Genomic DNA, 19,535 nt, shown 5'->3' on the forward strand with positions numbered 1-19,535 from the left:
GGACGGCAGGCACCTTGTTGTGCGTCATTCGAAGTTTATGTAGCGCGTCCCGAAGGGGCTGACATAAGAGGGTGAATGAGCCACTGGTTAATATTATGCAACAGCCGTGCCATAAATGAAAATAAAATATTAACATCATGAAAAACAAAGTATTTATCGCATTTTCATGTTGATTACCGATCGAATGATTTTCAGCCTAAGTGTCTCTAATCAGCAACACCTTAATCGCCCTTTTCGCACCAGCTTAATAATCAATGACTTAAATGTCTCCTTTTGGAGACATACAGGATCCTCTATTGTCGGGATTACCCGACACCGACTCCTGCGCACCGTCACAAAAAAAAGCTCCCTGACGGGAGCTTCAAGAAAGGCGTGGGGATGGAAGTTAACCCAACTGTTTACGCGCGTTACGGAAAATCCGCATCCACGGGCTGTCTTCGCCCCAGTTTTCCGGATGCCACGAGTTACTCACGGTACGGAATACGCGTTCAGGGTGCGGCATCATGATAGTGACGCGACCGGTTTCGCTGGTCACGGCAGTGATACCATTCGCCGATCCGTTAGGGTTAGCCGGGTAGGTTTGCGTCACTTTGCCGAAGTTGTCCACAAAGCGCAGCGCGACCAGCCCTTTGCTTTCGAGCGTGGCGAGATGCGCTGAGTCACGCACTTCGACCTGGCCTTCGCCATGAGAAACCGCGATTGGCATTTGTGACCCCACCATTCCCTGCAACAGTAGCGACGGGCTTTGTGTCACTTCTACCAGGCTAAAACGCGCTTCGAAGCGGTCGGACTGGTTACGGACAAAGCGCGGCCACGCATCGCTTCCCGGGATCAGTTCACGCAGATTAGACATCATCTGACAGCCATTACAGACGCCCAGTGCCAGCGTTTGCGGGCGATGGAAGAAGGTTTCGAACTCATCGCGCACGCGGTTGTTGAAGAGAATCGACTTCGCCCAACCCTCGCCTGCACCGAGCACGTCCCCGTAAGAGAAGCCACCGCAGGCCACCAGCGCCTGGAAATCTTCCAGACCGATACGCCCAGCCAGCAGATCGCTCATATGCACGTCGATGGCATCAAAGCCCGCCCGATGGAACGCCGCCGCCATTTCAACATGGGAGTTCACGCCCTGCTCGCGTAACACGGCCACTTTCGGACGTGCTCCGGTCGCGATGTACGGTGCGGCGATATCGTCGTTGATATCGAAAGAGAGCTTCACGTTCAGGCCCGGATCGCTGTCCTTCGCTTTTGCCTCATGCTCCTGATCGGCACACTCCGGGTTATCGCGCAGGCGCTGCATCTGCCAGGTGGTTTCCGCCCACCACATACGCAGCGTTGAGCGACTCTCGCTGAACACCGCATGACCGTCCGCTTCGATAACAAAGCGATCGCCGGTGACGGCCTTCCCGAGATAATGCACGCAGTCTGCCAGACCGTACTGCGCCAGCAGCGCTTCAACCGCTGCACGATCTTCGGCGCGCACCTGAATGACCGCCCCCAGCTCTTCGTTAAACAGCGCCGCCAGACGATCGTCGCCCAGCGAGGCGATATTGGCTTCCACACCGCAATGACCAGTGAACGCCATTTCTGCCAACGTCACCAGCAGGCCGCCGTCTGAACGGTCATGATAGGCCAGCAGCTGACGCGCGGCGACCAGCGCCTGGATAGCGTCATAGAACCCTTTCAGCTGCGCCACATCGCGCACGTCGGCTGGTTTATCACCCAGCTGACGATAAACCTGAGCCAGAGCAGTTGCGCCGAGCGCGTTGTGGCCTTTACCCAAATCAATCAGCAACAGCGCATTGTCTTCCGTCGAGAGCTGCGGTGTGATGGTATGACGGACATCTTCCACGCGGGCAAACGCGGTGATCACCAGCGACAGCGGAGAGGTCATCTCGCGCTGCTCGCTTCCTTCCTGCCAGCGGGTTTTCATCGACATTGAGTCTTTGCCCACCGGAATCGTCAGGCCAAGAGCCGGACACAGCTCTTCACCCACCGCTTTCACCGCCTCGTACAGACCGGCGTCTTCACCCGGATGACCGGCCGCGGCCATCCAGTTAGCGGAAAGCTTAATGCGTTTGATATCGCCAATCTGCGTGGCGGCGATGTTGGTCAGCGCTTCACCCACCGCCAGGCGCGCAGAAGCCGCAAAGTCCAGCAGCGCGACCGGCGTACGTTCACCTAACGCCATCGCTTCGCCGTAATAGCTGTCCAGGCTCGCGGTGGTCACTGCGCAGTTCGCCACCGGGATCTGCCACGGTCCCACCATCTGGTCACGCGCCACCATGCCGGTTACCGAGCGATCGCCGATCGTAACAAGGAAGGTTTTCTCAGCCACCGCCGGCAGATGCAGAATACGGTTCACGGCATCAGCCATCGTGATTCCGTGCAGATCCAGCGCTTTGCCCGCAGCTTGACGGGTTTGCACGTCGCGGGTCATTTTCGGCGTTTTGCCCAGCAGCACATCCAGCGGCAGATCAATCGGCTGATTGTCAAAATGCGGATCGTTCATGCTCAGGTGCAGCGCTTCTGTGGCTTCGCCGATCACCGCATACGGTGCGCGTTCGCGGCGGCACAGTTCATCAAACAGCGGCAGCTGATCGGGGGAAACCGCCAGCACATAGCGTTCCTGAGATTCGTTACACCAGATTTCCAGCGGGCTCATTCCTGGTTCATCGCTCAGGATGTCACGCAGGTTAAAGCGTCCGCCGCGCCCGCCGTCGCTCACCAGCTCCGGCATGGCGTTTGACAAACCGCCCGCACCGACGTCATGGATGAACAGGATTGGGTTTGCATCCCCAAGCTGCCAGCAGCGGTCGATCACTTCCTGGCAACGACGCTCCATCTCCGGGTTGTCACGCTGCACAGAGGCAAAATCCAGATCCGCATCAGACTGGCCAGAGGCCATAGATGATGCCGCGCCACCGCCCAGCCCGATATTCATTGCCGGGCCACCCAGCACGATCAGTTTGGCGCCAACGGTGATCTCGCCTTTTTGCACGTGATCGGCACGGATATTACCGATCCCGCCCGCCAGCATGATCGGCTTGTGGTAGCCGCGCAGCTCTTCGCCGTTGTGGCTATCCACTTTCTCTTCATAGGTACGGAAGTAGCCGTTCAGCGCCGGGCGACCAAACTCGTTGTTAAACGCCGCGCCGCCGAGGGGGCCTTCGGTCATGATGTCGAGTGCGGTAACAATGCGCTCCGGCTTACCGAAATCTTCTTCCCACGGCTGTTCAAAGCCCGGAATACGCAGGTTAGACACCGAAAAGCCCACCAGGCCCGCTTTTGGTTTTGCACCGCGCCCGGTCGCGCCTTCATCACGGATTTCACCGCCGGAACCGGTCGCAGCGCCTGGCCATGGCGAAATTGCCGTCGGGTGGTTATGGGTTTCCACTTTCATCAGGATGTGCGCCGGCTCCTGATGGAAATCATAGCGCCCTGCTTCGCGGTCGGCGAAGAAGCGGCCAACCTCGGAACCTTCCATCACCGCCGCGTTGTCTTTATAAGCCGACAGCACGTGATCCGGAGTCTGTTCAAAGGTGTTTTTGATCATTTTGAACAGCGACTTCGGCTGTTCTTCGCCGTCGATAATCCAGTCGGCATTAAAAATTTTATGACGGCAGTGCTCAGAGTTGGCCTGCGCAAACATATAGAGTTCGATATCGTTCGGGTTGCGGTTCAGCTTAACGAACGCATCCTGCAGGTAATCAATCTCATCATCCGCCAGCGCCAGCCCTAAACGCAAGTTAGCGTCAATCAGCGCCTGACGGCCCTGCCCCAGCAAATCCACGCTTTGAACAGGTGCGGGTTGATGGTGGGAGAACAGTTGCTGCGCGTCGTCCAGAGAGGCAAACACGCTCTCCATCATGCGATCGTGCAGTTCATCGGCAACCGTCTGCCATTGTTCTTTCGTCAGGGTCGAGGCTTCAACGTAATACGCCACGCCGCGCTCCAGACGATTAATCCGGGTCAGCCCGCAGTTGTGGGCGATGTCGGTGGCTTTAGAAGACCAGGGGGAGATGGTGCCAGGGCGAGGTGTCGCCAGGATCAGTTTGCCGGTTGGCGCATGGCTGCTCAAACTCGGTCCATACTTGAGCAAACGTTCGAGCTGCGCCTGTTGCTGCGCATTTAATGGAGCATTCAGGTCAGCAAAATGGACATACTCAGCGTAAATATGGCTTACCGGAAGATCGGCAGCCTGAAAACGTGCCAGCAGTTTGTTGATACGGAAGGCAGACAGTGCAGGCGAACCACGCAGAATTTCCATCATAAGTCTCTCGTCTTCGAAGCGCCTGAGGCGCTTACAGTGTGCGCAAGGGGAAAACGGGCGTCATTATAGAGAATCCTGAGCGCCGACGAAACCGTTTGCGTCGAAATAAAATCAATACCGTTCTTTATCAATTGATGTGACCAAACTCTCTAATTGGTTGCCAACTGGCGCAAGTTTACGCAAAATGCCGCACATTCAATAGCAAACCTTATTCTTAACATGGCTACAGCATACTGAGGCATCGCACGGCGCAGAGAATTAACTAATTGAAAAAATTAAAGATTAATTATCTGCTCATCGGCATTGTGACCTTGCTGTTGGCAGCGGCCTTATGGCCATCAATCCCATGGTTCGGCAAAGCCGAAAATCGCATCGCTGCAATTAAGGAGCGAGGGGAGCTGCGCGTCAGTACCATCAACTCGCCCCTCACCTACAACAATATTAACGGCAAAATCACCGGCCTGGATTATGAGCTGGCGCAGCAGTTTGCCGACTATCTTGGCGTTAACCTCAAAATCACCGTACGCCAGAATATCAGCCAGCTGTTCGACGATCTGGATAACGGCGATGCCGACATGCTGGCCGCCGGACTGGTCTATAACAGCGAACGCAGTAAAAACTATCAGCCGGGACCGACCTACTACTCTGTGTCACAGCAGCTGGTGTATCGCGTGGGCGGCGTTCGTCCACGCTCACTGGCCACACTTAACGATCAGCAACTGACGATTGCCCCCGGCCATGTGGTGATTGACGACCTGCGTTCGCTGAAAGAGAAGAAATATCCCGATCTCAGCTGGAAGGTCGATGAAAAGCTGGGCACCACGGCGCTGCTGGAGCAGGTGAAGGACAAAAAGCTCGCCTATACGATCGCCGATTCTGTGGCAATCAGTTTGTTCCAGCGCGTTCACCCGGAGATTGCCGTTGCGCTGGATGTCACCGACGAGCAGCCCGTCACCTGGTTTAGTCCGCTCGATGATGACCAGACCCTTTCCGCCGCCATGCTCGATTTCTTCAATTCAATGAACGAAGACGGCATCCTCGCGCGGCTGGAGGAGAAATATCTCGGTCATGGCGGCGATTTTGATTATGTCGATACCCGCAGCTTCCTGCGCGCCGTGGACAGTGTTCTGCCCGATCTGCAGCCGCTGTTTGAGAAATATGCTCAGGAGATAGACTGGCGTCTGCTGGCGGCGATCTCTTATCAGGAATCGCACTGGGACGCGCAAGCCACCTCGCCGACCGGGGTACGCGGCCTGATGATGCTGACCAAAAATACGGCGCAGAGCCTCGGCCTGACTGACCGTACCGACGCCGAACAGAGCATCAGCGGCGGCGCGCGTTATTTACAGGATATGATGGCGAAAGTGCCGGAAACCGTGCCGGAAGAAGAGCGGATCTGGTTTGCGCTGGCGGCGTACAATATGGGCTACGCGCACATGCTTGACGCCCGCGCGTTGACCGCCAAAACGAAGGGTAATCCTGACAGCTGGTCTGACGTAAAACAGCGTTTACCGCTGTTAAGCCAGAAACCCTGGTACAACAAGCTCACCTACGGATACGCGCGTGGACATGAGGCGTACGCCTACGTGGAGAATATTCGTAAGTATCAGATAAGCCTGGTAGGTTATCTGATGGAGAAAGAAAAAGAAGTGACGGAAGCGAAACAGCTGGCGCAGAGCTACCCGGTGGTGTCTGTGCACGAGCTCAACCACCCAAGGACTTCAATTCAGCCTTTTGTTGCTTTTTCTGCTGACGGCGCATTCGAAAGAAATCACTTAATAGCCCCGAACACTCTGGTGCAAGCACCCCGTCGATAATCTGTACCTGATGATTCATGCCCGGGTGTCCAAGCACATCCATCAGTGAACCCGCCGCGCCGGTTTTTTCATCTCGCGCACCAAACACCAGCGTACCGATGCGGCTATGCACCATTGCGCCTGAGCACATGACGCACGGCTCAAGAGTGACGTAGAGCGTGGTATCCAGCAGACGATAATTTTGCAGCACCATGCCGCCCTGACGCAGAGCCATGATTTCGGCATGCGCAGTGGGATCGTGGCGGCCAATCGGGCGGTTCCATCCCTCCCCAATCACCTGGTTATTATGTACCAGAACGGCGCCCACGGGCACTTCACCCTCGTCCCAGGCGCGTTGGGCAAGCGTGAGCGCATGGCGCATCCAGTATTCATGGTTGAGTTCAGGATCAGACAACGCAACGGTCTCCAGTGGAAAGCGGGCGGCATTATACACACCCGTTATGCTTATACACAAAATCATTCCAGTTGCTGAAGATCGCCCGCCGGGGTAACGCGCCAGCGGTGCTGGCAGAAGTAAAGAAGTGGGTTGTCTTGTTTACTGTCGCTGTAACCGCTGTAGAGACGCAACGGTGTGCCGATTTTTTTCTCCAGTTGCACCACCTTTTCATGGCCCAGACAGCGCAGGGTCAGCACCCAGCCACCGTATCGGCGATCCATTTGGGTGGCGATCAGATTAACCCGCGGTAGCCAGGGTGTGTCGAAATAGACCTGTTCCACCAGCGGCTGCGGCGAACCGGTAATCAACCAGATATCCGCGTCATTGGCGTTGAGATAATTGGTGAGACGGTCCTGAACCACCGGAAACGCGGTGACATGACCGCGAAACCAGTGGACAAAATCCTGCTCAAGCTGTTTAAGCCGCGCTTCGCTATGGCCAAAAGTGCATCCCCACAGCAACAGGCTCATTGGCCAGCGCGCCGCACGTCCTTTGATCAAAAGCGCAATGCCGATGACGGGTAAAAGTGGCAGCACGAGCAGTGCATTCAGGGGCTGGCGACGCAACAGATAGCGCATGAAACTGCCAAACATATCTTGTTGGTGTAGCGTTCCATCTAAATCAAAAAAGACGACACGACGCTCGTGATTAACCAAACCTTACTCCTCTGGATCGTTGAACCCTAACAGCCAGGTAAACAGGAACCCGGCGATAACCGCTATCAAATAGCCTAACAGATAGAGCATGACTTTTCCGGTCACGATGGTTAATGCCAGGGGTAAACCGGAGATCCCGAAGGTAATAACGGTTGCCACTTTCCAGTAGCTGATCAGCGCACCGCCCACTGCGCCCCCGAGACAGGCACCGATAAACGGCTTTCCAAGCGGCAGCGTCACCCCAAAAATAAGGGGTTCACCAATACCGAGCAAACCCACTGGCAACGCCCCCTTGATGACTTTTTTCAGGCGAGCGTTGCGGGTCTTCATCAGCACCGCGATGGCGGCACCGACCTGGCCTACCCCGGCCATGGATAATATTGGCAATAGCGCGTTGTAACCGTGCGCCTGAACCAGCTCAACGTGAATGGGCACCAGCCCCTGATGCAGCCCGGTTAAGACCAGCGGCAGGAATGTTCCGGACAGAATCGCCCCGACCAGCAGACCGCCGCGATCGATAGCCAGCGACGCCCCGTGGGCGATCGCGTCGGAAATCCAGCCTCCGAGCGGTTGCAGAGCAATAATGGCCACGCTGCCCGTAATGAGTGTCGTCAGCAGCGGATTGAGGATCAGCTCTATCGAGCCCGGAAGCATGCTGCGCAGCTTTTTCTCGACCCAGCACATCAGGACGACCACCAGCAACACCGCAATCACGCCGCCCCGTCCAGGCTGGAGCGCTTCACCAAACAGGCTGATTTGCGCCAGTTGCGGGCTGGACAGTATGCCCGCCATCACGCCGCCCATGGCCAGCGATCCGCCAAACACCTTCGCCGCATTGACGCCCACCAGGATGTTCATAATGGCAAACACCGCGCTGCCAAAAATGCCCAAAATCCCCAGCATATTGGGGTAGTGCGTGGCAAAATCGCCGACGATATCCGGGCGCTTGAGAATATTGATGATGCCGGTGATCAGGCCAGAGGCAATAAACGCCGGAATCAGCGGAATAAAGACATTGGCCAGCTGTCGCAGCGCATCGCTCATCGGGGCTTTATATTTGGCTTTTGCCTGCGCTTTATTGCGTTCGGTATCGTCAAGCAATCCGGCTTCTTCGCCGGTCATTAACGCACGCATAGCTTCCACCACCTGCGCGGCTTTGCCCGGGCCAACAATCAGCTGATGTTGCGCCCCCTGTTTAACGTAGCCGCTGACGCCGGAGAGCTTTTTCAGACGATCCAGATCCAGCCGATCGTCGTCCTGCACTTCTACCCGTACGCGCGTCATGCAGTTTTCCAGACGTCGGATATTTTTCTCCCCGCCAATCCCCTGCAAAATTTCGCTGGCAAGCGCTGCTGTCTTTTCCATACACGCCTCGGTTATTTTAGTTTTCTAAAGCCGCCCGTAAGAATCCCTGATGCGCATCGAGTTTTGCCCGCGCTGCCGCGGCATCCAGTCCGCTCAGAATCATCAGAATGGCCGGTTTCACCTCGTGATCGGTCTGTTTGAGTACGTTTTCTGCTTCTTCGCGGCTCGCCCCGGTGGCCTCAACAACCATGCGGCATGCTCTGTCCACCAGCTTGATATTGGTGGCCTTCATATCCACCATCAGATTCTGGTAGACCTTGCCGTATTTCACCATCGCGCCGGTAGAGATCATATTAAGCACCAGTTTTTGTGCCGTGCCGGACTTCAGGCGCGTTGAGCCGGTCAGTGCTTCGGGCCCTACCACCGGAGAGATCGCAATTGCCGCCACCTGAGCAATAGGCGAGCCTGGATTACAGGAGATTGCAACGGTGGTACAACCCTGACTTTTTGCGTATTCCAGACCGCCAATGACATACGGCGTCCGGCCAGACGCGGCCAGGCCGACGACCAGATCCTGCGCGGTCAGATTTAATGCCATGAGATCGTCGGCGCCCAGTTGCTTATTGTCTTCAGCTCCTTCAACCGCTTTTAACAACGCTCCGGGGCCCCCGGCAATCAGCCCTACCACCCGGCCATGCGGCACACCAAACGTTGGCGGACATTCGGACGCATCCAGTACACCGAGACGCCCGCTGGTCCCTGCTCCCATGTAAATGATGCGTCCGCCCGATTTCAGGGCACTGGCAGCGGCATCCACGGCTTTGGCAACCTCTGGCAATGTCTCTTTCACTGCCAGCGCGACCAGCGTATCCTGTTGATTAAAACGGCTTACCAGGTCAAGGGTGGAGAGCGCATCCAAATCCATGGTTTGCGGGTTACGGGTTTCAGAAACTAATGAGCCGAGATTCATCTTTTGCACCTCAAGAATTTTTAATTCACATTAACCGTACTATAATGGAATATAAAATTCATTCGGGCGAGTAAATTTCTTGTTTTGCTGCAGCAATCACATTTTCGCCAGGAGAGCATATGAACTGTTTAATTCGTATTCGTCAGCGTTACGCGGGCTTTGCCCAGAGCGATAAGAAACTGGCGGATTTCCTGCTGGCGCAGCCGGATTATGCCCGGCATTTGAGTTCGCAGCAGCTGGCAAGTGAAGCGGGAGTGAGCCAGTCGAGTGTGGTGAAATTTGCGCAGAAGATTGGTTTCAAAGGTTTTCCGGCGCTGAAACTGGCCATCAGCGAAGCGCTGGTCAACAATCCGAATCCGCAATCCATGCCGCTGCATAATCAGATTCGCGGCGACGACCCCATGCGTCTGGTGGGTGAAAAACTCATCAAAGAGAATGTGACGGCCATGCATGCCACGCTGGATGTGAACAGCGAGGAGAAACTGCTGGAGAGCGTGGCAATGTTGCGGACTGCACGGCGCATCATCCTGACGGGCATTGGCGCCTCCGGGCTGGTTGCGCGTAATTTTGGCTGGAAGCTGACCAAAATAGGTTATAACGCCATCGTCGAACAGGACATGCACGCCCTGTTATCCACTGTGCAGGCCATGGATCCAGACGATCTGCTGCTGGCCATTTCCTATTCCGGCGAACGGCGTGAGGTCAATCTTGCCGCCGATGAGACATTACGCGTGGGGGGCAAGATTCTGGCGATAACCGGTTTTACCCCGAATGCGCTCCAGCAGCGGGCGACGCGCTGTCTGTACACTATCGCAGAAGAACAAGCGACTCGCAGTGCGGCAATTTCATCGACCAGTGCGCAGATGATGCTGACGGACCTCCTGTTTATGGCACTGGTGCAACAGGATCTTGAGCATGCGCCGGAACGTATTCGTCACAGTGAAGCGCTGGTAAAAAAACTGGTTTGAACAGGGAATGAGCGTATAATGCCCGCCCTGTTTGTGATGTTTCTGAGATTTTCCTGATGGCGCTGTTAATCACCAAAAAATGCATCAATTGCGATATGTGCGAACCCGAATGCCCTAACGAGGCCATTTCGATGGGTGACAGCATTTATGAGATTAACAGCGATCGCTGCACCGAGTGCATCGGCCATTACGAAACGCCGACCTGCCAGAAAGTTTGCCCGATCCCCAATACCATTCTTAAAGACCCGGCGCACGCCGAGTCCGAAGAACAACTGTGGGACAAATTTGTGCTGATGCACCACGCCGACAAGCTTTAACTCTCAATAATCACCGTTGCACAGGCATAGTGACGCTCATCGGCCAGCGTCACATGCATATGGGCGACACCGAGTTTTTCCGCCAGGTTTTGCGCCTCGCCCCACAGCCGCAGCCGGGGTTTGCCCAGTTCGTCGTTAAAGACTTCAAACTGATTAAATGCGAGCCCGTTGCGTATACCTGTGCCGAACGCTTTAGCCGCCGCTTCTTTGACGGCGAAGCGCTTCGCCAGAAAACGCACCGGCTGTTGGTGCGTTTCCCAGATGGCCCACTCATTGTCGCTCAGTACCCGTTTAGCCAGGCGATCGCCACTACGGGCGATCACCGCTTCGATGCGGGCAATTTCGACAATGTCAGTTCCTAAACCCAGAATCGCCATTACTTACGCGCTTCCAGCATCAGGCGCTTCATTTCCGCAACGGCCTCTTTCAGACCGCTCATCACCGCGCGGCCAATAATCGCGTGGCCGATGTTCAGCTCGTGCATTTCCGGGATTTCAGCAATGGCTTTTACGTTGTGGTAAGTAAGACCGTGACCGGCGTTGACCTTCAGACCCAGACTCGCGGCATAGGTGGCCGCTTTGGCAATGCGAGCCAGTTCTTTTGCCTGAGTGGCTTCGTCTTCGGCATCCGCGTAGCAGCCGGTGTGAATTTCAATATAGGGTGCGCCAACTTCCGCGGCCGCTTTAATCTGTTCATCATCAGCATCAATAAACAGAGAAACCAGAATACCCGCATCAGCAAGACGCTTGCAGGCATCGCGCATTTTTTCGCGCTGCCCAGCCACATCCAGCCCGCCTTCGGTGGTCACTTCCTGGCGTTTTTCCGGCACCAGGCAGCAGAAATGGGGTTGCGTTTCACAGGCGATTGCCAGCATCTCTTCCGTCACCGCCATTTCGAGATTCATACGCGTATCCAGCGTCTGACGCAGAATACGGACATCGCGATCGGTGATATGGCGGCGGTCTTCACGCAAATGCACGGTAATGCCGTCGGCGCCAGCCTGCTCGGCGATAAATGCCGCCTGAACCGGATCAGGATAAGCAGTACCGCGTGCGTTACGCAGCGTGGCAATGTGGTCGATGTTGACGCCTAACAGTAATTCAGCCATGACAATCCTCGGTTTTCTCATTGTTCATTAACGCTTTGGCACAAACTGCCTGAATAATTCGCGACTCTTTAAGGGCTTGCCACCAAGATACGGCTTGAGGGCAATACGGGTAAAGCGTTTTGCCGCGCGCAAGGTATCCTGATCGGGAAATTCACGCTCATACAGCGCCCTGAGATGTCGTCCGGTAAAGGTCGTGTTGTCGATGACAACGCTGGCGATAAATCCTTTCTCTTCCCGATACCGGTAGGTCATGGCGTCATCCACCGCGTCGCCACTGCCCGCGCAATGGAGAAAATCAACGCCGTAGCCAAGGTGACCGAGCAGCGCGAGCTCAAAGCGGCGTAACGCGGGTTCAGGAGAGCCAGCTGCGCCAGCAAGCGCCTGAATACAGTGCAGGTAATCGAAAAAGAGTTCAGAGAAGCGGGTCTCGTGTTCAAGAACGCGTGAGATGAGTTCATTGACATACAGACCGCTGTACAACGTGATGCCTGACAGAGGAAGCGCAAGGGAGACGGCTTCGGCACTGCGCAGCGTTTTGACTTCGCCACGTCCGCCAAAACGAACCAGAAGCGGAGTGAAAGGCTGTAATGCGCCTTTCAGATTAGAACGTTTGGAGCGTGCGCCTTTGGCAACAAGGCGCACCCGACCGGACTCTTCCGTGAAGACGTCCAGCATCAGGCTGGTTTCGCTCCATGGACGGCTGTGCAGAACGAATGCACGCTGCCAGCCTTCCATCAATACTTATACTCTAAGGGTTTCAGATTGCAGGAAGGCCGCAAACGTGAAAGACGGCGACGGTTACAGGTCGTCGACATAACCGAGACTACGCAGCGCGCGCTCGTCATCAGCCCAGCCTGATTTCACCTTCACCCACAGCTCCAGGTGTACCGGTGCTTCAAACATATCCTGCATGTCTTTACGCGCTTCGATTCCGATGGTTTTAATTTTGGAACCTTTGTTGCCAATCACCATCTTCTTCTGCCCTTCACGCTCAACGAGGATCAGCCCGTTGATATCGTAACCGCCACGCTCGTTGGTCTGGAAACGCTCGATTTCAACCGTCACAGAGTACGGCAGTTCAGCCCCGAGGAAGCGCATCAGCTTTTCACGGATGATTTCAGACGCCATGAAGCGCTGAGAACGGTCGGTGATGTAATCTTCCGGGAAGTGATGAACAGCTTCCGGCAGATGCTTACGCACAATGCCCGCGATAGTATCGACGTTCATACCGGTTTCGGCAGATAACGGGACGATATCCAGGAAGTTCATCTGACTCCCCAGGAACTGCAGGTGCGGCAGCAGATCGGCTTTTTCCTGAACGTTATCAACTTTGTTGACCGCCAGAATCACTGGTGATTTGCCTTCGCGCAGCTTATTCAGCACCATTTCATCATCAGGCGTCCAGCGAGTGCCTTCAACAACGAAAATAATCAGTTCAACGTCACCGATTGAGCTGCTGGCCGCTTTGTTCATCAGGCGGTTGATCGCTCGCTTCTCTTCCATATGCAGGCCTGGGGTATCAACGTAAATCGCCTGATACGGGCCTTCAGTGTGGATTCCCACGATACGGTGACGCGTGGTCTGCGCCTTACGGGACGTAATAGAAATTTTCTGCCCAAGCAGATTATTCAGCAGTGTTGATTTGCCGACGTTCGGACGTCCGACGATGGCAATAAAACCGCAGTAACTCTTTTCTTCGCTCATTCCAGCTCCAGCATTTTCAACGCCTGTTCGGCGGCAGCCTGTTCCGCCTTGCGGCGACTTGAACCTGTGCCAACCACCGGTTCACTCAGGCCGCTAACCTGGCAATGGATGGTAAATTCCTGATCGTGGGCTTCGCCGCGAACCTGCACCACCAGATAGGATGGCAGAGGAAGATGACGACCCTGCAAATATTCCTGCAAACGGGTTTTCGGATCTTTTTGTTTATCGCCAGGACTGATTTCGTCCAGGCGCGTTTGATACCAGTTCAGAATGAGTTGCTCGACGGTCTGAATATCGCTGTCGAGGAAAACACCACCGATTAATGCTTCGACAGTATCCGCGAGAATAGATTCACGGCGAAAACCACCGCTTTTCAACTCACCCGGCCCCAGTCGCAGACATTCGCCCAGCTCAAACTCACGAGCAATTTCAGCAAGGGTATTGCCGCGTACCAGCGTTGCACGCATACGGCTCATGTCACCTTCATCCACGCGTGGAAAACGGTGATAAAGCGCATTCGCGATGACATAACTTAAAATGGAGTCACCCAGAAACTCGAGGCGCTCGTTGTGTTTGCTGCTGGCACTGCGATGGGTTAATGCCTGTTGCAACAACTCCTGATGCTGAAAAGTGTAGCCCAGCTTCCGTTGAAGCCGATTAATTACGATGGGGTTCATGCGATACCAGTAAATGAATGCGTCAAAAATGCAGCACACGAAACCGACCTGAGAAAAACCAACGCGGTTTCGTGTGCCGTGGCTCTGAGTCAGCGCCAACCTTAAACTCGGGGGAATATTCTATACACAACGACAGGGGATGTCGTTAGCCAGATGATATTATCTATTAAATAATTCACGTAACCACTTTTTAAGGTGGTTACGTGTTCAATTATCAGGATTAATGGATCCCGCCAATTCGGTTCAGACGAACCCCCGTTGGCCACTCCCCTTCCTGTTTTTCGAAACTCATCCAGATTGCCGTCGCTTTACCGACCAGATTAGCCTCCGGCACAAAGCCCCAGTAACGGCTGTCCGCAGAATTATCGCGGTTATCACCCATCATGAAGTAATGTCCCGGTGGAACAATCCAGGTCGCGAGCTGCTGGCCAGGCTGCTGGTAATACATGCCCAGCTGGTCCTGTGCGATCGGTACCGTCAGAATGCGGTGCGTCACATCACCCAGTGTCTCTTTACGCTCCACCAGGCGAATACCATTTTCTTTGGTTTCGCCCTTTGGCAGCTGGAAGAAACCACTGGTTGCTTCACCGCCATTACGGCGCGCAAACGTCTGAACGAAATCGCTCGCCTCGACGTTTGAGTAGGTGATCGGCAATGCATTTTCACACGCCGTGCCAGAGCTGCAACCCGGCTGAACAGTCACTTCTTTCGCAACAGGATCGTAACTCACTTTATCGCCAGGCAAACCGACAGCACGTTTGATGTAATCCAGACGCGGATCATCAGGGTATTTAAAGACCACGATATCGCCGCGCTTTGGATGCCCCGTTTCGATCAAGGTTTTCTGGTAGATAGGGTCTTTAATGCCGTAGGCAAATTTCTCGACCAGAATAAAGTCGCCAATCAAAAGCGTTGGCATCATCGAACCTGACGGGATCTGGAAAGGTTCATAAATAAACGAACGCACCACCAGTACAATCGCCAGAACCGGAAATACAGATGCACCTGTTTCCAGCCAGCCTGGTTTCGGGCTCACTTTTTTCAGGGTTTTCGTATCCAGCTGATCGCCAGTCGCTGCCTGAGCAGCGGCCTGACGCTCACGACGCTTTGGGGCGAAAATAAACTTATCCAGACACCACAACAGCCCTGTCACCAGCGTCGCAATGACGAGGATCAGGGCAAACATGTTCGCCATGCCAACTCCTTAAGAATTATTTTCCGTCTTTACCAACATGCAGAATGGCGAGGAACGCTTCCTGCGGCAGTTCGACGTTACCGACCTGCTTCATGCGTTTCTTACCGTCTTTCTGTTTCTGCAGCAGTTTCTTCTTACGGCTGACGTCACCGCCATAGCATTTCGCCAGAACGTTTTTACGCAGCTGTTTGACCGTAGAGCGAGCAATAATGTGGTTGCCAATTGCGGCCTGAATCGCGATATCGAATTGCTGACGTGGGATCAGCTCTTTCATTTTCTCGACCAGTTCACGACCACGATAAGGCGCGTTCTCGTTATGAGTGATCAGCGCCAGCGCATCAACACGCTCGCCGTTAATCAGCACATCGACACGTACCATGTTAGAGGCCTGGAAGCGTTTGAAGTTGTAATCCAGCGACGCATAGCCACGCGAAGTGGACTTCAGACGGTCGAAGAAATCAAGAACCACTTCTGCCATTGGAATTTCATAGGTCAGCGCAACCTGATTACCGTGGTAAACCATGTTGGTTTGAACGCCACGCTTTTCGATGCACAGCGTAATGACGTTACCCAGGTACTCCTGCGGCAGCAGCATGTGACATTCAGCGATCGGCTCGCGCAGCTCTTCGATGTTATTTAATGGCGGCAGCTTGGATGGGCTATCGACATAAATCACTTCTTTGTTGGTGGTCTGAACTTCATACACTACGGTCGGTGCCGTGGTAATCAGATCCAGATCGTATTCGCGCTCCAGTCGTTCCTGGATGATCTCCATGTGCAGCAGACCCAGGAAGCCACAGCGGAAGCCGAAGCCCAGCGCGGTTGAGCTTTCTGGTTCATAGAACAGAGACGCATCGTTCAGGCTCAGCTTGCCAAGTGCATCACGGAAGTTTTCGTAATCGTCAGAGCTTACCGGGAACAGACCCGCATAAACCTGTGGCTTCACTTTTTTAAAGCCCGGGAGAGCTTTATCCGCCGGGTTACGTGCCTGCGTTAAGGTATCGCCCACTGGCGCGCCCAGGATATCTTTGATAGCACAAACCAGCCAGCCCACCTCGCCACACTTCAGCTCGGTACGGTCGACCTGCTTAGGCGTGAAAATGCCCAGGCGGTCAGCGTTATAGACCTGGCCTGTACTCATGACCTTGATTTTATCGCCTTTGCGCATCGTGCCGTTTTTAATACGAACCAGTGACACAACGCCGAGATAGTTATCAAACCAGGAGTCGATGATCAGCGCCTGCAGCGGTGCATCCGCGTCACCTTCCGGCGCCGGGATATCACGGACCAGACGTTCCAGCACATCAGGAACACCGACACCGGTTTTCGCTGAGCAGCGCACGGCATCAGCCGCATCAATGCCAACAATATCTTCAATCTCTTCTGCAACACGCTCTGGATCAGCTGCCGGCAGGTCGATTTTGTTGAGCACCGGCACGACTTCGAGATCCATTTCCATCGCGGTGTAGCAGTTCGCCAGGGTCTGGGCTTCTACGCCCTGCCCGGCGTCGACCACCAGCAGCGCGCCTTCACAGGCTGCCAGCGAACGAGAAACTTCATAGGAGAAGTCAACGTGGCCTGGGGTGTCGATAAAGTTCAGTTGATAGATTTCACCATCAGCCGCTTTGTAATCGAGTGTGACGCTCTGCGCTTTGATGGTAATACCACGTTCGCGTTCCAGGTCCATGGAGTCCAGAACCTGGGCTTCCATTTCACGATCAGACAGGCCACCGCAAATCTGGATAATACGGTCAGACAGCGTCGACTTACCGTGGTCAATGTGAGCAATGATCGAAAAGTTACGTATGTTCTTCATATAGTTAAATAATTATGCCTTACGAATTCCTGGAGGCCGCTGTTCTTAGCCTGACGTTTTTCAGTGCGAAAACGCAGCATTCTACACTACATCTTCGTCACCAGGAAATGCTCTTGAAGCCAAGCATAGCGCCAGAAAACGACGATTTCTGTTCTGAGATGTAAATAAAGATAAAGCCCGACGAATTATCGGGCTTCAGAAGTGAGCGTTTCTACACGAAGCATGTCTGGCGGAAGCCCTACGCTAAGGATGACAGGCTGCCAGGCTTCCCTCTCGGCGAGCTTCCCGGAAAAGCCGCGCGCCAGCATAAAACCGCCCACGCCGCCCAACGCTCCGCCACACATAGCGGCGAGATCGGTACCAAAAAGCATCTGGAAGATGCCTGCCAGCGCAAACAAGCCAACCAGCGGGGTGAGATAGACCAGCATAGCCGAACCAAGCAGGCTTCCTTCGGCAATCCCAAGCTCGACCTTTTGCCCTTCGGTAAGCGGCTGCTCACTCGGTACAGAGAGGGTGTGCGAGGTTTGCGGCCCCAGCTTATTTAACACACGGCTGCCACAACCGGCACGAGACGCACAGCTATTGCATGAGGCTTTTACGTCACAGCTCACCAGCGCAACGCCATTTTTCCACGAAATCACCGTGGCCCATTCTTTAATCATTGTGCCGTCCTGAATTTAATGCTGTCGGCAATGCGCTTCGCCGTTTGCGGAGGCAATTCACCGACGATAGTGATTTCTGCACTATCGCGCACGGTGGTGCTGACTGTTCGACGCCCGGTGCGAAGCATTTGTTCGGAACTGTTGGCCGTTGCGCGGTTGATATTCACCGAGAAGCTGAATAACCCGTCGGAATAGAGACGCGACTCTACCGGCGTATCAATCGTGGGAAGCTGACGTCGGCTGCTGGATATCTCGCTGAAACCTTGCGGTATCCATGATGGCACCCAGTTAAACTGGGTATTATCGCCCGCGGGCACGGACAGAAGCGGCGGAAGACTGGCTTTCGCCAGATTCTGCATACTGTTACCCACCTGACCATTCACGGTAAAAGAGATCACCCTGAACTGCTCCAGCGTTTCACCGTCCCGGTCAAGGAGATCGACCCGCATCGGCAACTTACTTTCAGCATCCATCCAGACAATGTAGCTGTAGCGCGTACCGTCTCTTGCGACCACGCGAATCACTTCGCAAAGTCTGTCTGCAATACGCGTACGACCGACGGAGATAAAATCGTAGAAGGGTGACAGGCGCTTAAAGTCTGTATAGACAAGGGCCGGGAGCGAATCGACGATGTAATCACCATTGAGCGTAAATGGCTCAAGGCCTGGCTCAAAGTAGCTGATTTCATTACCGCGCTGGACAACCTCACGGCGCGGACCGTCCATCTGCAAAAGTTGGGCGAGTGGCTGATTATCAAGACGAGCATGGCGATAGCGCAACGACTCTACACCCTGCTTATTGATACTGATAAAGGCCAACTCGTAATTGAGTGACTGGCTTGCCATGTTCATTTGCTGCAACAACGCCCCGGACGATAAATCAGCCGAGGCGTTGGCAGAGAAGAACAGGCTACCCGCCACCACAGACATGGCGCACCAAAGTTGCTTCATTACTGCGATTGTGTTCCTAAAGTTTGGGTTCCTGGCACTTGCACACCAGCCTGCTGGGTCTGTGCCTGCTCAAACTGAAGCTGCTCTGAGTGCAAACGACGCTGCAACTCATAGTCCTGCAACATCGCGTTAATCCGACGGCGTTGCTCCTGCACCTGCTGCTGCTGGCCAGGGCTAACTGACGCATCAGCTGGCACGCCAAGGCTAACCGGACTCGCTTTACCCATCATCGGCAGCGTATTAAACACTGGCGCTTCAGGTTGCTGGTTGGCTTCAGATTGACCGTTATAGTGCTGGACACCAACAATAACTGCAAGCGATACGCATGCCGCAACACCCATTTGGGTAAGTTGGCTCGCCCAAGGGCGCACTTTTTTCCAGAATGGCATTTTCTGCCACTGATGCGGGGCAGGCTGGGCTTCAGGAATCAGCGGAGTGGTCTGATGTACAGGCTCGTTCTCAATTGCCGCCATAACGCGAGCAGAGATATCGAAATGGAGAACATCGCCCGTATCACCGCGCATAGAGTCACGGATGAGATGGTAGCTCTCCCAGGTCTTTTGCATCTCGGGAGAATGAGAGAGCTCGTGTAGCAGCTCACTGTCCAGCGTTTCACCATCCATTAAAGCGGAAAGTTTTTCTTTCTGCATGCCTAATACCTTTTCCAGTATTCCGCTATCG

General features: G+C 54.6%; 18 protein-coding genes. 3 read left to right on the plus strand and 15 right to left on the minus strand.

Annotated elements, in window-relative coordinates:
* Positions 1-385: 385 nt before the first annotated feature.
* Entirely contained in the window at positions 386-4,273 is a 3,888-nt protein-coding gene (purL, locus tag SOM82_RS14925) for a phosphoribosylformylglycinamidine synthase (protein WP_320459634.1), read from the minus strand.
* Positions 4,274-4,539: 266 nt separating this feature from the next.
* Here purL and mltF point away from each other — a divergent pair, with 266 nt between their 5' ends.
* Complete coding sequence (gene mltF, locus SOM82_RS14930; protein ID WP_320459633.1) at positions 4,540-6,090, plus strand: membrane-bound lytic murein transglycosylase MltF; 1,551 nt, start codon at positions 4,540-4,542, stop codon at positions 6,088-6,090.
* Here mltF and tadA read toward each other — a convergent pair.
* The 4 genes from tadA to murQ form a co-directional block, all read right to left on the minus strand.
* Positions 5,978-6,484 carry a tRNA adenosine(34) deaminase TadA gene (tadA, locus tag SOM82_RS14935; protein WP_320459632.1) on the minus strand — a complete coding sequence of 169 codons (507 nt, stop codon included), beginning with the start codon at positions 6,482-6,484 and terminating at the stop codon, positions 5,978-5,980. The genes mltF and tadA overlap by 113 nt on opposite strands.
* Before the next feature lie 62 nt (positions 6,485-6,546).
* On the minus strand, positions 6,547-7,182 hold the full coding sequence (yfhb, locus tag SOM82_RS14940; protein ID WP_154128274.1) for a phosphatidylglycerophosphatase C: 636 nt from the start codon (positions 7,180-7,182) through the stop codon (positions 6,547-6,549).
* 3 nt (positions 7,183-7,185) lie between these two features.
* Positions 7,186-8,547 (minus strand): PTS transporter subunit EIIC, encoded by a 1,362-nt coding sequence (locus SOM82_RS14945; protein WP_320459631.1) that lies wholly within the window; start codon positions 8,545-8,547, stop codon positions 7,186-7,188.
* 16 nt (positions 8,548-8,563) lie between these two features.
* Positions 8,564-9,457 carry an N-acetylmuramic acid 6-phosphate etherase gene (gene murQ, locus SOM82_RS14950; protein WP_320459630.1) on the minus strand — a complete coding sequence of 298 codons (894 nt, stop codon included), beginning with the start codon at positions 9,455-9,457 and terminating at the stop codon, positions 8,564-8,566.
* Between the two features lie 119 nt (positions 9,458-9,576).
* Here murQ and SOM82_RS14955 point away from each other — a divergent pair, with 119 nt between their 5' ends.
* Together SOM82_RS14955 and SOM82_RS14960 are read left to right on the plus strand one after the other, a co-directional pair.
* Positions 9,577-10,425 (plus strand): MurR/RpiR family transcriptional regulator, encoded by an 849-nt coding sequence (locus tag SOM82_RS14955; protein ID WP_154128267.1) that lies wholly within the window; start codon positions 9,577-9,579, stop codon positions 10,423-10,425.
* Positions 10,426-10,481: 56 nt separating this feature from the next.
* The gene (locus tag SOM82_RS14960) at positions 10,482-10,742 is read left to right on the plus strand and encodes a YfhL family 4Fe-4S dicluster ferredoxin (protein WP_154128266.1); all 261 of its coding nucleotides are present in this window, start codon (positions 10,482-10,484) and stop codon (positions 10,740-10,742) included.
* On the opposite strand, the gene acpS is transcribed toward SOM82_RS14960, so the two are convergent.
* The 10 genes from acpS to rseA all read right to left on the minus strand — a co-directional run bounded on the left by acpS (position 10,739) and on the right by rseA (position 19,504).
* Entirely contained in the window at positions 10,739-11,119 is a 381-nt protein-coding gene (acpS, locus tag SOM82_RS14965) for a holo-ACP synthase (protein ID WP_320459629.1), read from the minus strand. The two genes, SOM82_RS14960 and acpS, sit on opposite strands and share 4 nt — an antisense overlap.
* Complete coding sequence (pdxJ, locus tag SOM82_RS14970; RefSeq protein ID WP_154128262.1) at positions 11,119-11,850, minus strand: pyridoxine 5'-phosphate synthase; 732 nt, start codon at positions 11,848-11,850, stop codon at positions 11,119-11,121. The genes acpS and pdxJ overlap by 1 nt, the downstream gene beginning before the upstream one ends.
* Before the next feature lie 27 nt (positions 11,851-11,877).
* Positions 11,878-12,585: a DNA repair protein RecO gene (gene recO, locus SOM82_RS14975; protein ID WP_154128260.1), complete on the minus strand. Its 708-nt coding sequence runs from the start codon at positions 12,583-12,585 to the stop codon at positions 11,878-11,880.
* A gap of 63 nt (positions 12,586-12,648) precedes the next feature.
* Positions 12,649-13,554, minus strand: a complete 906-nt coding sequence (era, locus tag SOM82_RS14980; RefSeq protein WP_154128258.1) for a GTPase Era — start codon at positions 13,552-13,554, stop codon at positions 12,649-12,651.
* A complete protein-coding gene (rnc, locus tag SOM82_RS14985) occupies positions 13,551-14,231 on the minus strand; it encodes a ribonuclease III (protein WP_095284345.1) in 681 nt (226 codons plus the stop codon). The genes era and rnc overlap by 4 nt, the downstream gene beginning before the upstream one ends.
* A gap of 220 nt (positions 14,232-14,451) precedes the next feature.
* Positions 14,452-15,426 (minus strand): signal peptidase I, encoded by a 975-nt coding sequence (lepB, locus tag SOM82_RS14990; RefSeq protein ID WP_154128256.1) that lies wholly within the window; start codon positions 15,424-15,426, stop codon positions 14,452-14,454.
* Between the two features lie 16 nt (positions 15,427-15,442).
* Complete coding sequence (lepA, locus tag SOM82_RS14995) at positions 15,443-17,242, minus strand: translation elongation factor 4 (RefSeq protein WP_320459628.1); 1,800 nt, start codon at positions 17,240-17,242, stop codon at positions 15,443-15,445.
* A gap of 185 nt (positions 17,243-17,427) precedes the next feature.
* Positions 17,428-17,904: a SoxR-reducing system protein RseC gene (gene rseC / locus SOM82_RS15000; RefSeq protein WP_154128252.1), complete on the minus strand. Its 477-nt coding sequence runs from the start codon at positions 17,902-17,904 to the stop codon at positions 17,428-17,430.
* Positions 17,901-18,854, minus strand: coding sequence for a sigma-E factor regulatory protein RseB (gene rseB / locus SOM82_RS15005; protein ID WP_154128250.1), 954 nt, complete (start codon positions 18,852-18,854; stop codon positions 17,901-17,903). The genes rseC and rseB overlap by 4 nt, the downstream gene beginning before the upstream one ends.
* Positions 18,854-19,504: an anti-sigma-E factor RseA gene (gene rseA / locus SOM82_RS15010; RefSeq protein WP_154128248.1), complete on the minus strand. Its 651-nt coding sequence runs from the start codon at positions 19,502-19,504 to the stop codon at positions 18,854-18,856. Before rseA ends, rseB begins: the two co-directional genes overlap by 1 nt.
* Positions 19,505-19,535: the final 31 nt, after the last annotated feature.

It is taken from the genome of Lelliottia sp. CFBP8978, from assembly GCF_034046055.2.
In the GTDB taxonomy this organism is placed as follows: Bacteria; Pseudomonadota; Gammaproteobacteria; order Enterobacterales; family Enterobacteriaceae; genus Enterobacter.

Bases quoted from the DNA above. Each gene is read 5' to 3' on its own strand.
- purL (WP_320459634.1), bottom strand. From the start codon at position 4,273: ATGATGGAAATTCTGCGTGGTTCGCCTGCACTGTCTGCCTTCCGTATC.
- SOM82_RS14945 (WP_320459631.1), bottom strand. From the start codon at position 8,547: ATGGAAAAGACAGCAGCGCTTGCCAGCGAAATTTTGCAGGGGATTGGC.
- murQ (WP_320459630.1), bottom strand. From the start codon at position 9,457: ATGAATCTCGGCTCATTAGTTTCTGAAACCCGTAACCCGCAAACCATG.
- SOM82_RS14955 (WP_154128267.1), top strand. From the start codon at position 9,577: ATGAACTGTTTAATTCGTATTCGTCAGCGTTACGCGGGCTTTGCCCAG.
- SOM82_RS14960 (WP_154128266.1), top strand. From the start codon at position 10,482: ATGGCGCTGTTAATCACCAAAAAATGCATCAATTGCGATATGTGCGAA.
- acpS (WP_320459629.1), bottom strand. From the start codon at position 11,119: ATGGCGATTCTGGGTTTAGGAACTGACATTGTCGAAATTGCCCGCATC.
- pdxJ (WP_154128262.1), bottom strand. From the start codon at position 11,850: ATGGCTGAATTACTGTTAGGCGTCAACATCGACCACATTGCCACGCTG.
- recO (WP_154128260.1), bottom strand. From the start codon at position 12,585: ATGGAAGGCTGGCAGCGTGCATTCGTTCTGCACAGCCGTCCATGGAGC.
- era (WP_154128258.1), bottom strand. From the start codon at position 13,554: ATGAGCGAAGAAAAGAGTTACTGCGGTTTTATTGCCATCGTCGGACGT.
- rnc (WP_095284345.1), bottom strand. From the start codon at position 14,231: ATGAACCCCATCGTAATTAATCGGCTTCAACGGAAGCTGGGCTACACT.
- lepB (WP_154128256.1), bottom strand. From the start codon at position 15,426: ATGGCGAACATGTTTGCCCTGATCCTCGTCATTGCGACGCTGGTGACA.
- lepA (WP_320459628.1), bottom strand. From the start codon at position 17,242: ATGAAGAACATACGTAACTTTTCGATCATTGCTCACATTGACCACGGT.
- rseC (WP_154128252.1), bottom strand. From the start codon at position 17,904: ATGATTAAAGAATGGGCCACGGTGATTTCGTGGAAAAATGGCGTTGCG.
- rseB (WP_154128250.1), bottom strand. From the start codon at position 18,854: ATGAAGCAACTTTGGTGCGCCATGTCTGTGGTGGCGGGTAGCCTGTTC.
- rseA (WP_154128248.1), bottom strand. From the start codon at position 19,504: ATGCAGAAAGAAAAACTTTCCGCTTTAATGGATGGTGAAACGCTGGAC.